Raw genomic sequence first — 11934 nt, 5'->3', positions numbered from 1 at the left:
TTGCTGTTCCTGCTGGCTCATGCCATCGCCCCCTCTCGTGCGGTGGCGTCGTCCTCGTCGAGCGACGAGATGACGTAGCGGTAGTGGTCGTTGGTGGCCATCAGCTCCGAGTGGGTGCCGACGGCGGTGACGATGCCGTTCTCCATGAGCGCCACCCGGTCGGCGAGCGTCACGGTCGACGGGCGGTGCGCCACGATGAGCGACGTGGTCTCGGCGAGGACGCGGCGGAGGCCGGCCTCGACCCGAGCCTCGGTGTCGACGTCGAGCGCGGACAGCGGGTCGTCCAGGACGAGCACCGACGGCCGCGCCGCGATCGCACGGGCGAGCGCCAGGCGCTGCCGCTGCCCGCCGGAGAGGGACAGGCCCTCCTCGCCGACACGGGTGTCGACCCCGTCCGGCAGATCGTCCACGAAGGACGCCTGCGCGATGTCGAGGGCCTCGCGCATGACCGCCTCGGCCTCGGCGCCGGACAGGTCGGGGCGACCGAGCAGCACGTTCTCGCGCACGGTCGTCGAGAACAGCGTGGCGTCCTCGAACGCGACGCCGACGTGCCGCCGCAGCTCCTCGCGGGTGAGGTCGCGGATGTCGACCCCGTCGATCGTCACCGAGCCTCCGGTGACGTCGTAGAGCCGCGGCACGAGCGACAGCAGCGTGGTCTTGCCGCAGCCGGTCAGCCCCACGAGCGCCATGGTCTCGCCCGGCTGCAGCTGCAGCTCGACGCCGTTGATGAGGTCCGGGTACTGCGGGGCGGAGTCCTGGTAGCGGAAGTGCACCCCGTTGAAGGACAGCGCTCCGTGCGGCTCGACGATGGTCTTCGGCGACTCGGGGTCGGTGATCGTGTTCTCGGAGTCCATGACCTCGAAGAAGCGGTCGACCGCGGTGCGGGTGTCGAACGTCATCGAGAGCAGGAAGCCGATCGACTCGATCGGGAACCGCAGCACCGTCGCGGTCGCGAAGAACGCGAACAGCTGCCCGACGGAGAGCTCCCCCTGCGAGGCGAGCCAGATGCCGGCGAGCAGGCAGAGCGCGAACGCGACGTCCGGCACGAGCAGCAGCCACAGCCAGATGCTCGCGATCGCCTTCGCCTTCTCGATCTCGGTCCCGCGCAGGGCCTCGGCCTGCTCGCTGAACTCGTCGAGCTTGTAGCGCCCGCGACCGAACGCCTTGAGCACGCGGATGCCGTGCACCGACTGCTCGACGCTCGTGGCGAGGTCGCCGACCTGGTCCTGGCTGCGGCGTGCGACGACGGAGTACCGACGTTCGAACAGCAGCCCGTTGATCCACAGCGGGATGGACGCGACGAGGAACACCAGGCCGAGCAGCCACCCGAAGGTGAACAGCACGACGAAGCCCACCACGATGGTCACGATGTTGACCACGAGCAGCACGACGCCGAACGCCAGCCACCGTCGGATCAACGACAGGTCGGAGACGGAGCGGGACAGCAGCTGTCCGGACTCCCAGCGGTCGTGGAACGCGACCGGCAGGTCCTGCAGCTTCGCGTAGAGCGCGTTCCGCATGCTCGTCTCGATGCGCGTCGACGGGCGCATCACGAGTCGGCGGCGCGAGGCGATGAAGAACGCCTCGAGCACGCCGAGCGCGAGCACGCCGAGGCCGGCCGGCCAGATCTGTGCGGAGTCCTTGGAGGACAGCGGCCCGTCGACGAGCCACTGCAGGACGTAGGGGATCGCGAGCGCGACCAGGGAGGCGCCCATGGCGGCGAACATGCCGCCGATGAGGCGCCGCTGGTGCGGCTTCACGTAGGGGTAGATCCGCGCGATGGCGCGGAAGGTCGAGGGGCGGTCGGTGGACGGGCGCGCCTGGTCTGGCGTCTTGGACATGGATTGCGTCCTCGTGCGTCGTGCCGAGACCCTCTGGATCGGTCGCTGCTGTCGCAGCCGCCGGTCTGGAGGCTCGGTGTCCGTTGCGTGGTGGTCGTCGGCCGAGCGGGTCGGTCGCGTCCTCGGGCCGTGCACGCCCTGGTGAGGCGTGCTCGGTCCGCGTCGCGGTCGCCCGCCGCCGCGTCGGACGCGGCGTCGGTTCGGTCGGAGTGCACCGGGAGCGTGTCGTCCCCCGGGTTCAGGCGTGGGCTCGCGCGGGCCCGTGCTCGTCGTCGTCGCTGGTGTCGCGGCGGCTCGTCGCGTGCTCGTCGTCGTCGGGCGGTCCCGTCGACTCGTCGCTGGCTGTGGGAGGCAGCCCTACGCGGACAGCGGTGCCGTGGCGGCGGGCGCACCCCGGTGGGGGTACGGCGCGACGGCCGCGGACGCGGGACGCGGGCGCATGCCACGGGTCCCGCCGAACGGTCGTGCGTCGGGAGCGGTCCCCACGAGGAGCACGAGACCCGCACGGGCAGCCGTCGCCACGGTTCCGGTCGTCGTGTTCATCGTCACTCCAGTCGTCGTCATCGTCACCGTTGTGTCCGCGGTGCCGCCGGCCGGTGTCTGTGGTGGACACTGGGGCCGTCGGCGTGCCTGTCGCGGAGCCTTACAGACTATTCACAGTCGAACGTGGTGCGCAAGCGTTTTCCGGAGTTGCCGGTTGTTCGACTCAGTGGAAGAAGTGGCGCTCGCCCGTGAAGTACATCGTCACGCCCGCCGCCGTCGCCGCGGCGATGACCTCGTCGTCGCGGACGCTGCCGCCGGGCTGCGCCACCGCGCGGACACCCGCGTCGAGGAGGACCTGCAGGCCGTCCGCGAACGGGAAGAAGGCGTCCGATGCCGCGACGCCGCCCGCGGCCCGCTCCCCCGCACGGCTCACCGCGAGGTGGCACGAGTCGACCCGGTTCACCTGGCCCATGCCGACGCCGACGCTCGCCCCCTGGTTCGCCAGGAGGATCCCGTTCGACTTCACGGCACGGCTCGCCTTCCACGCGAACGCGAGGTCGGTGAGCGTCTGCTCGTCCGCCGGTGCGCCGGCGACGAGGGTCCACGTGGACTGGTCGAACGTGGTGAAGCGGTCGGCGTCCTGCACGAGGAACCCGCCGGAGATCTGCTTGACCTCGCGCGGGGCGAGGGCGAAGTCGGTCGGGAGCGTGAGGAGCCGGATGTTCTTCTTCCGCGAGAGGATCTCGATCGCCTCGGGGTCGAAGGCCGGGGCCACGACGACCTCGGTGAAGATGTCCGCGACCGTCTCGGCCATCTGCTTCGTCACCGGACGGTTCGCGGCGATGACCCCACCGAACGCCGAGAGCGGGTCGCAGGCGTGGGCGGCGGCGTGCGCGGCGGCGATCGGGTCGGCGGCGTCAGCCGGTGCGATCGCGATGCCGCACGGGTTGGCGTGCTTGATGATCGCGACGGCGGGCTCGGCGAAGTCGTAGGCCGCGCGGACGGCGGCATCGGCGTCGACGTAGTTGTTGTACGACATCTCCTTGCCGTGCAGCTGCGCCGCCTGGGCGATCCCGGTCCCACCGGCGCTCGTGTACAGCGCCGCGGCCTGGTGCGCGTTCTCGCCGTACCGGAGCGTCGCGGCGAGGTCGGCGTCCACCGTGAGGTGCTCGTCGAAGCTGCCGGGCGTCTCGGTGTCCCCGCTGGTGGTCGGTGCCGCGGCCGCTGCCACGACGTCGCTCGCGAAGTACCCGGCGACGGCGGTGTCGTAGGCGGCGGTGTGCGCGAAGGCCTGGGCGGCGAGGCGCTTCCGGAGCTCGAGCGTGGTCCCGCCCGCACGGACGGCCTCGACCACCTCGGCGTAGCACGACGGCGACACGACGATCGCGACGTTCGGGTGGTTCTTCGCCGAGGCCCGGACCATCGCCGGGCCACCGATGTCGACGTTCTCGACGACGGTCGCGGTGTCGGCGCCGGAGGCCACCGTCTCGACGAACGGGTACAGGTTGACGACCACGAGCTGGAACGGCTCGATGCCGAGCTCGGCGAGCTGCTGCTCGTGCGACTCGAGGCGGAGGTCGGCGAGGAGGCCCGCGTGCACCGACGGGTGCAGGGTCTTGACGCGGCCGTCGAGCGACTCCGGGAAGCCCGTGACGCTCGAGACGTCCGTGACGGCGTACCCGGCGTCGCGGATCGCTCCGGCCGTGGAACCGGTCGAGACGATCTCGACGCCGGCGTCGGCGAGGGCCCCGGCGAGCTCGAGCAGGCCGGACTTGTCGCTCACCGAGATGAGCGCCCGCCGCACGGGGACGAGGTCCCGGTCGCGGTACAGGCTGGGGTCGGCTGCGTGCACGCTCATGCGCTCGGGGTGCCCTTCAGGTCGGTGGTGCCGTTGGCGATGTCGAGGATGGTCTGGATGAGCAGGCGTCGCTCGACCGGCTTGATGCGGTCGTGCAGCGTCGACTCGGAGTCGCCGGGGAGCACGGGGACGCGCTCCTGGGCGAGGATCGGGCCGCTGTCGACGCCGTCGTCGACCTGGATCACGCTCGCACCGGTCTGCTCCACACCGGCGGCGAGGGCGTCCCGCACGCCGTGGGCTCCGGGGAACTCGGGCAGGTAGGCCGGGTGCGTGTTGATGACGGCGGGCGCGAACTCGGACACCACCGCGGGCGGGAGCAGCCGCATGAGCCCGGACAGCACGAGCAGGTCGGGCGTCCACGGGCGGATCTGCTCGGCGAGGGCTTCCCCCCACGCGGCGCGCGTCTCGTAGCGCGAGAACGGCACCGTGAAGGTGGGGATCTGGAACTCTTCGCCGAGGCCGAGTCCCTCGGCGTCGCGGTCGGCACCGATGGCGACGACCCGCGCGGGGTACTCCGCGTCGAGGGTCGCCTCGAGCAGGGCCCGCAGGTTCGAGCCGGCACCGGAGATCAGGACGACCAGTTCGAGCACGGGACAACCCTACCGGGCCGCGGTCACCGGTCGTCCTTGGGGCGGCGCCACCACGGCAGCTCGTCCTCGGGGATCTGGTCCGTGGCGTCCCACCGCTGCTGCGGGGCCGCCGGCGCGGACGGTGCTGCACTCGTCGTGACGCCGCCGTGGTCGTCGTCGGCGTCGTCGCGGCCGGCGACGAACTCCTCGGTGCTCCACGGGAACGCGGGCTGCGGCTCGGTCCCGGGCGCGTGCGGCACGGGTGCTGCGGGCTGCTCCGGCTCGCGGTCGGCGCCGGTCGCCCGGTCGCGCAGGTCGCCGACGCGTTCCCGGACGCCGTCGGCCGCTCCGCGCAGGCGGTCGCGGATCGCGCCGACGCCACCGCGGCCGGTGCCCCGGGAGCGGTCGGCAGCGCGGTCGGCGGGCACCCGGTCGGCGGCGACCACGTCGGTGCGGGCCCACTCCGGCAGCTCGACGTCGGCGTCCGGGTCGCGGTCCGGCGCGGGGTCGGGTGCGGTCCGGGAGGCGCGGCTCGACGCCGCCACGTCGCCAGCGGTCGTCCCGGGGGTCGTCCCGGGGGCGATCGTCGCGGCGCCCGTCGTCCGAGCGGGGGTCGGGTCCGTCGTCCGGTCCCGCTCGTCGGGGGCAGCGTCGGCGGCGGCAGCGCGGACCGGGACCCGTTCGTCGGGGTCGGTCCGCGTGGCGGCGGCACGCGCCCGCTCGCCCGGGTCCCGGCGGGCCGGAGCACGGGTCTGGTCGGCGCCGGTCGCGGCGTCGCCGTGCGCCTCCTCGACGACGAAGCGGTGCACGTCGGTGGTCCGACCGGCTCCGGCACGGTCGAGTGCGGCGAGGAGCGAGCCCTCGGCGGTGTCGGCGTCCGCGTCGGCACGATCGTCCTCGACCTCGTGCCACTGCTCGCGTGCCCGGATCCGTTCCGGCACCCGGACGAGGTCGCTGCCCGCTGCGAGCGCGACCACCGCCGGGACGCCGACCTCGAGGGCGGCGAAGGCCCCGACGACGAGCGCGTGCGGACCGACGTCGGCCAGGCGACCGGGGCCGAACGACCCCGACGACAGCCAGGCGACGAACCCGGTCAGCACCCCGGCGACGACGCCGGCCGCCACTCCGCCGAGTGCACGGTGGAGCGCCGAGTCGGCGCTGCCGAGCGTCCGGACGAGCCGCGGGCGCAGGAGCCCGCCGGCGGCGAACCCGGCGACGACGGGCACGAGCACCCAGACGAGCCCGAAGGTGTGCCCGGACGCCGGCAGCGCCCCGAACACCGGCAGGCCGGGGATCGGGCCGAGCGTCGTGCCGATCGGCGACACGCTGGAACCGGTCCCGATCGCGAACCCCGGCCCGACGAGCCACGCGGTCGCCCAGCCCACGAAGTCCGGCAGGAAGGCGAGCTGTCCGACCGTCAGGGCGACGCCGCCGACGATGCCGGCGTGGGACCGCTCGTAGAGCGAGATGACCTCGGCGAAGGACGCGAAGAGCAGGACGGCGACGACCACCCCGGCGACCGCGACGACCACGGCGGTCGCAGCGGTGCCCGCGCGCAGGCCGAACGCCCCGACGGCACGCCAGGTGGCCGGCACGCGTTCGAGCCCGTCGAGCACGCGCTGCGTGAGCGGATCGGCCGGCAGGCCCCGTCGCCGTCGGCACACCTCGCTCGTCACGAGCGCGGGGATCCCGAACCAGAGGGCGGGCAGGACGATCGCCTGCCACAGCGTCGGCACGGTCGCGCCCGAGCGTGACGACAGGGCGACGAGGAGCCCGAGGACGGCGACGACACCGGTGCCGACGAGCAGGCCCGTCGTGCGGTGGTCGGTCTCGGCGAACCGGCGCCCCGCTCGTCCGGCGAGCCACGCGGTGACGAGGGCGAAGCCGAGCGCGGTCAGGGTCACGTGGATCGGGTCGGCGGCGCCGGTCACCCCGGACGACTTCGCGAGGGCCGAACCGAGGAGGAACGACACGTCGACGCCGTGCCCGACGAGCCAGACGCTCCCCGTGGCCTTCCAGAACACGTCCCAGTCGACCTGCAGCCCGTACTCGAAGCCCCACAGGAGGGTCAGCGGGACGAGCGCGATCCCGAGGCCGACGCCGACCGTCACGACCGCCTCGATCGCGGCGAGCAGTGCGGTTCCCAGGCGGTTCATCGCAGCGAGGATACGTGCCGATGTCCGCTTCGCCGGGGAGCCGCGCGGCGGCGGGGCGAACGTCCCCCCGCGTCACGACGGGAGGCGCGGTGCCAGCCGGCACCGCGCCTCCCGTCCGACCCGTGACGGGTCGTGACCGCTACTTGCTCGCGACGACCTCGCGGAGCAGCGCCGCCGTCTCGGACGGCGTCTTGCCGACCTTGACGCCGGCGGCCTCGAGCGCCTGCTTCTTCGCCTCGGCGGTACCGGCGGAGCCGGACACGATCGCGCCGGCGTGGCCCATCGTCTTGCCCTCGGGAGCGGTGAAGCCCGCGACGTACCCGACGACGGGCTTCGTGACGTGCGCCTTGATGTAGTCGGCCGCGCGCTCCTCGGCGTCGCCGCCGATCTCACCGATCATCACGATCGCCTCGGTCTCGGGGTCGGCCTCGAACGCGGCGAGCGCGTCGATGTGCGTCGTCCCGATGACGGGGTCGCCGCCGATGCCGATGGCGGTCGAGAAGCCCAGGTCACGGAGCTCGTACATCATCTGGTAGGTCAGCGTGCCCGACTTCGAGACGAGGCCGATCGGGCCCTTGCCGGTGATCGTCGCCGGGGTGATGCCGACGAGCGACTCACCGGGCGTGATGATGCCGGGGCAGTTCGGGCCGATGATGCGGGTGGTGCCGCCCTTGGCCTTCGCGTGCGCCCAGAACTCGGCGGAGTCCTGCACCGGGATGCCCTCGGTGATGACGACGACGAGGGGGATCTCGGCGTCGATGGCCTCGAGCACGGCGTCCTTCGCGAACGCCGGCGGCACGAAGACGATCGAGACGTCGGCGCCGGTGGTGTCGATGGCTTCGCGGACGGTGCCGAAGACGGGGAGCTCGACGTCGCCGTGCGTGACGGTGGTGCCGGCCTTGCGGGCGTTCACGCCGCCGACGACCTGCGTGCCGGCCTTGAGCATGAGCGCGGTGTGCTTGGTGCCCTCGCCGCCGGTGATGCCCTGGACGATGACCTTGGAGTCCTTGTTGAGGAAGATCGACATGGTCAGTCCCTTCAGGCCGCTGCGGCGGCGAGTTCGGCGGCCTGCTCGGCCGCGTCGTCCATGGTCGCGGCGACGGTGACCAGCGGGTGCGCTGCCTCCGCCAGGATCCGGCGACCCTCTTCCACGTTGTTGCCGTCGAGGCGCACGACGAGCGGCTTGGTGGCCGCGTCGCCGAGGATGCCGAGCGCGGCGACGATGCCGTTCGCGACGGCGTCGCAGGCGGTGATGCCGCCGAAGACGTTCACGAAGACGCTCTTCACCTGCGGGTCCCCGAGGATGACGTCGAGGCCGTTGGCCATGACCTCGGCCGAGGCGCCGCCGCCGATGTCGAGGAAGTTCGCGGGCTTCACGCCGCCGTGGCGCTCACCGGCGTAGGCGACGACGTCGAGCGTCGACATGACGAGCCCCGCACCGTTGCCGATCACGCCGACCTGGCCGTCGAGCTTGACGTAGTTGAGGCCGTGCGCCTTCGCCTTGGCCTCGAGCGGGTCCTCGCTCGCGGTGTCCTCGAGCGCCTTGTGGCCCTCGTGCCGGAAGTCGGCGTTCTCGTCGAGCGAGACCTTGCCGTCGAGCGCGAGGATCTGGCCGTCGCCCGTGCGGACGAGGGGGTTCACCTCGACGAGGGTGGCGTCCTCGCCCTTGTACACGTCGTAGAGCTTCACGAAGACGTCGGCGACCTGGTCGCGGAGCGCCTCGGGGAAGTTCGCCTGCGCGGCGATCTCGAGCGCGGCGGCCTTGTCGATCCCGGTGAGCGGGTCCACCTCGACGCGGGCGAGGGCCTCGGGCTTCTCGACTGCGAGCTGCTCGATCTCCATGCCGCCCTCGACGCTCGTGAGCGAGAGGTAGGAGCGGTTCGCCCGGTCCAGCAGCACGGAGAAGTAGAACTCCTCGGCGATGTCCGCACCCTGGGCGATCATGACCCGCTCGACCGTGTGGCCCTTGATGTCGAGGCCGAGGATCGCCTGGGCGTGCTCGTGGGCCTCGTCCGGGGTCTTGGCGACCTTGACGCCACCGGCCTTGCCGCGACCGCCGACCTTCACCTGGGCCTTGACGACCACGACGCCACCGATCTCCTCGGCCGCCGCCCTCGCCTCGTCCGGGGTGTCGGCGATGATCCCCTGCAACACGGGGACGCCGTAGGACTCGAAGAGGTCCCTGGCCTGGTACTCGAAAAGATCCACGCTGTTCTTCTTCCCGCACGGTTCGTGCGATCGGCATCGGTTACCCGGTCGCCACACTCGACATCGAGGGTCGCTCGATGTCGAGACAACGGCCGACGGTCAGCCTAGCGCCGCTGCGTGGACGTCCGGTGCGCGCACTCGTCGTCCGGTCCCCCAGGGAGCGCTCGGCACGGTGGACTCGATGGACACCGCACTCCGTACCCGTGCCGCCGACGTCTTCGGCTGGACCCTCCGCCCCGAGCAGGAACGCCTCGTCGACGCCGTCCTCGACGGCCGCGACGCACTCGCCGTGATGCCGACCGGCTCCGGGAAGTCGGCGATCTACCAGGTCGCCGGACTCGCACTCGACGGGCTCGTCGTCGTGGTGTCCCCGCTCGTGGCGCTGCAGGAGGACCAGGTCGTCGGACTCGAGGACCACCCGGAGGCCCCGCGCGCCGTGACCGTCAACGCCACGCACTCCCGCCGAGACCTCGACGCCGCCTGGGCCGCCGTCGGCGACGGATCGGTGCGGTACGTGTTCCTCGCCCCGGAGCAGCTCGCGAAGGACGAGGTCGTCGAGCGACTGCGCCACGTCGGGGTGTCGCTCGTCACGGTCGACGAGGCGCACTGCGTGTCCTCGTGGGGGCACGACTTCCGGCCCGACTACCTCGTGCTCGGCGAGGTGGTCGAGCGGCTCGGCCGTCCACCGGTGCTCGCGATGACGGCCACCGGGTCCATGCCGGTCCGGACCGAGGTCGTCGAGCGGCTCGGCATGCGCGACCCGCTCGTCGTCGCCACCGGGTTCGACCGGCCCGAGCTGCGGCTCGAGGTGGTCCGCCACGAGGACGACGAGGGCAAGCGCACCGCACTCGTGCGGCAGGTCGTCGGGCTCGAGGGCGCCGGCATCGTGTACGTCGCCACCCGCGCCGAGACCCTGGTGCTCGCCGACGAACTGGTCGAGAGCGGCCGTCGCGCGAAGCCGTACCACGCGGGACTCCGGGCACGGGACCGCGAGGCGGTGCACCACGCCTTCCTCGACGGCGAGGTCGACGTGGTGGTCGCCACGAGCGCGTTCGGCATGGGGATCGACAAGCCCGACGTCCGGTTCGTGGTGCACGCCGACGTGCCGGAGTCCGTCGACGCGTACTACCAGGAGGTCGGACGGGCCGGGCGCGACCGCGAGCCGGCACTCGCGACGATGCACTACCGCGCCGAGGACCTCGGAATCCGGCGGTTCTTCGCCTCCGGGAGCCCGCGGCCGGCCTCGCTCCGCGCGGTGTACGACGCCGTGCCGGCGGACGGCGGGGCCGTCGCGCGGTCGGAGCTCACCGAGCGATCGGGTCTCGCGGCCCGGACCGCGGGCCGAGCCGCCAACACCCTGGTCGAGGCCGGGGTCCTCGCCGACGGCGGAGACGGGCTCCACCGGGTCGACGGTGGCCCGAGGACCGCCGCGGCAGCGGCCGACCGTGCGAAGGAGCACGCCCACGAGCGGGAGCGGATCGAGGAGTCCCGGATCCAGATGGTGCGCCGGTTCGCCGAGACCGACGAGTGCCGTCGGCAGTTCCTGCTCGGCTACTTCGGCGACGAGCTCCCGGAACCGTGCGGGAACTGCGACACCTGTTCGTCGGGGTCCGCCCGCCGAGCACACGCCGCGGACGGCTCGCACGACGCCGAGTGGCCGCCGGACGCCGAGGTCGAGCACCCCGAGTGGGGTCGCGGCACCGTGATGAGCACCGAGGACGACCGGCTCACCGTGTTCTTCGACTCCGTGGGGTACCGGACGCTCGCCCTCGTGGACGTCGCGGAGCGCGGGCTGCTCGAACGCGTCTGATGCGGGGGAAGGCGCGGTCGCTCGACCACCCGTCGGCGACCGCGCTCCACTCCCCCGAGCACGGTGAGTGTGCACGGCCGGGGTGGCTCCCGGGTGACCAGCAGGTGAACGACGAACCCCGTGTGCGTCTGTCGGACAGCCGTACCCCGGCCTGTGCGCCGCCTCGGACCGGGCACCGGGTACGCAGGACGCCGGGCCGGGGAGACCGGCCCGGCGACGAGAGGACACCATGAGCAAGGACGTCAACCAGGCCGCGCAGGAACGCCTCGGCGGCATCATCTCCGACCGGGCCTTCGACCGGTTCGGCGAGGTCTGGGCCGAGGACGTGGTCGACCACGACCCGGCTCCCGACCAGGCACCCGGCCTGACCGGCATCGTCGACTTCTGGCGTGCGTTCACCACCGCGTTCCCCGACCTCGAGCTCGTCCCGGACCCGGTGATCGTCACCGACGACCACGTCACCGCGGTGTTCACGATCCGTGGCACGCACACCGGTCCGTTCCAGGGGCACGAGCCCACCGGCCGGTCGTTCGAGGTGCGCGGCATCCAGGTGTCCCGCTTCCGCGACGGCAAGATCGTCGAGCGCTGGGGTGCGACGGACGAGCAGGGCCTCGCCCAGCAGCTGGGCCTCGGCGGCCAGCAGGGCGAGTAGACAGGACCGGAAACGACGAGAGGAACCACCATGAGCGACCCCGGCATCAGCCCCGTCGACGACTTCGACGCCCAGCAGCGTCGCGACGACGACGTCGACCGCGAGCACGTCGGCCCGTACGAGGTGGACGAGTCCGAAGAGTCCCTCGAGACCGTCACGAACGACGCGGTCGCCGGCGAGACCGTCGAGCCGCAGCCCGGTGACGGCACCGACGACGGACCGACCGGCGGTTCCCCGCGCGAGGGTGCTCCGGACCTGTGGGAGCACGACGGTGACGAGGACCGTCCCGACCTCGGGAACGACCTCGGCACGAAGCCGCTCTGACCAGCGCCACCCGCGGAGCACGGCCCAGTACGA

General features: G+C 72.7%; 10 protein-coding genes. 3 read left to right on the top strand and 7 right to left on the bottom strand.

Annotation, left to right across the window (positions count from 1 at the left end; translation table 11 throughout):
* Positions 1–17: 17 nt before the first annotated feature.
* The 7 genes from ACQXVK_RS06130 to sucC form a co-directional block, all read right to left on the bottom strand.
* Positions 18–1841, bottom strand: a complete 1824-nt coding sequence (locus tag ACQXVK_RS06130) for an ABC transporter ATP-binding protein (RefSeq protein ID WP_430853029.1) — start codon at positions 1839–1841, stop codon at positions 18–20.
* 357 nt (positions 1842–2198) lie between these two features.
* Positions 2199–2405, bottom strand: a complete 207-nt coding sequence (locus ACQXVK_RS06125; RefSeq protein WP_148287049.1) for a hypothetical protein — start codon at positions 2403–2405, stop codon at positions 2199–2201.
* A gap of 142 nt (positions 2406–2547) precedes the next feature.
* Positions 2548–4182: a bifunctional phosphoribosylaminoimidazolecarboxamide formyltransferase/IMP cyclohydrolase gene (purH, locus tag ACQXVK_RS06120; RefSeq protein WP_430853028.1), complete on the bottom strand. Its 1635-nt coding sequence runs from the start codon at positions 4180–4182 to the stop codon at positions 2548–2550.
* Complete coding sequence (gene purN / locus ACQXVK_RS06115; protein WP_022908329.1) at positions 4179–4772, bottom strand: phosphoribosylglycinamide formyltransferase; 594 nt, start codon at positions 4770–4772, stop codon at positions 4179–4181. Before purN ends, purH begins: the two co-directional genes overlap by 4 nt.
* A 23-nt stretch (positions 4773–4795) precedes the next feature.
* Positions 4796–6907, bottom strand: coding sequence for a cell division protein PerM (locus tag ACQXVK_RS06110; RefSeq protein ID WP_430853027.1), 2112 nt, complete (start codon positions 6905–6907; stop codon positions 4796–4798).
* A gap of 139 nt (positions 6908–7046) precedes the next feature.
* Positions 7047–7934 carry a succinate--CoA ligase subunit alpha gene (gene sucD / locus ACQXVK_RS06105; protein ID WP_416394415.1) on the bottom strand — a complete coding sequence of 296 codons (888 nt, stop codon included), beginning with the start codon at positions 7932–7934 and terminating at the stop codon, positions 7047–7049.
* An 11-nt stretch (positions 7935–7945) separates the two neighbouring features.
* On the bottom strand, positions 7946–9115 hold the full coding sequence (gene sucC / locus ACQXVK_RS06100; protein WP_430853026.1) for an ADP-forming succinate--CoA ligase subunit beta: 1170 nt from the start codon (positions 9113–9115) through the stop codon (positions 7946–7948).
* A 181-nt stretch (positions 9116–9296) separates the two neighbouring features.
* On the opposite strand from sucC, the gene ACQXVK_RS06095 reads away from it, so the two are divergent.
* The 3 genes from ACQXVK_RS06095 to ACQXVK_RS06085 all read left to right on the top strand — a co-directional run bounded on the left by ACQXVK_RS06095 (position 9297) and on the right by ACQXVK_RS06085 (position 11901).
* Positions 9297–10925 carry a RecQ family ATP-dependent DNA helicase gene (locus ACQXVK_RS06095; protein WP_430853025.1) on the top strand — a complete coding sequence of 543 codons (1629 nt, stop codon included), beginning with the start codon at positions 9297–9299 and terminating at the stop codon, positions 10923–10925.
* A 229-nt stretch (positions 10926–11154) separates the two neighbouring features.
* Positions 11155–11577 (top strand): ester cyclase, encoded by a 423-nt coding sequence (locus tag ACQXVK_RS06090; protein ID WP_022908334.1) that lies wholly within the window; start codon positions 11155–11157, stop codon positions 11575–11577.
* A 30-nt stretch (positions 11578–11607) separates the two neighbouring features.
* Positions 11608–11901, top strand: a complete 294-nt coding sequence (locus ACQXVK_RS06085) for a hypothetical protein (RefSeq protein ID WP_022908335.1) — start codon at positions 11608–11610, stop codon at positions 11899–11901.
* Positions 11902–11934 lie beyond the last annotated feature (33 nt).

This window comes from Curtobacterium sp. AB451 (assembly GCF_050585845.1).
GTDB lineage: Bacteria > Actinomycetota > Actinomycetes > Actinomycetales > Microbacteriaceae > Curtobacterium.
The sequence above is the reverse complement of the archived record's forward strand: the minus strand, read 5'-3'. Positions and strand labels throughout refer to the sequence as shown.

What these genes read in the sequence shown, in the direction of transcription:
- ACQXVK_RS06095 (WP_430853025.1), top strand. Translation starts at nt 9,297, where the DNA reads ATGGACACCGCACTCCGTACCCGTGCCGCCGACGTCTTCGGCTGGACC.
- ACQXVK_RS06110 (WP_430853027.1), bottom strand. Translation starts at nt 6,907, where the DNA reads ATGAACCGCCTGGGAACCGCACTGCTCGCCGCGATCGAGGCGGTCGTG.
- ACQXVK_RS06130 (WP_430853029.1), bottom strand. Translation starts at nt 1,841, where the DNA reads ATGTCCAAGACGCCAGACCAGGCGCGCCCGTCCACCGACCGCCCCTCG.
- ACQXVK_RS06090 (WP_022908334.1), top strand. Translation starts at nt 11,155, where the DNA reads ATGAGCAAGGACGTCAACCAGGCCGCGCAGGAACGCCTCGGCGGCATC.
- sucD (WP_416394415.1), bottom strand. Translation starts at nt 7,934, where the DNA reads ATGTCGATCTTCCTCAACAAGGACTCCAAGGTCATCGTCCAGGGCATC.
- ACQXVK_RS06125 (WP_148287049.1), bottom strand. Translation starts at nt 2,405, where the DNA reads ATGACGACGACTGGAGTGACGATGAACACGACGACCGGAACCGTGGCG.
- purH (WP_430853028.1), bottom strand. Translation starts at nt 4,182, where the DNA reads ATGAGCGTGCACGCAGCCGACCCCAGCCTGTACCGCGACCGGGACCTC.
- ACQXVK_RS06085 (WP_022908335.1), top strand. Translation starts at nt 11,608, where the DNA reads ATGAGCGACCCCGGCATCAGCCCCGTCGACGACTTCGACGCCCAGCAG.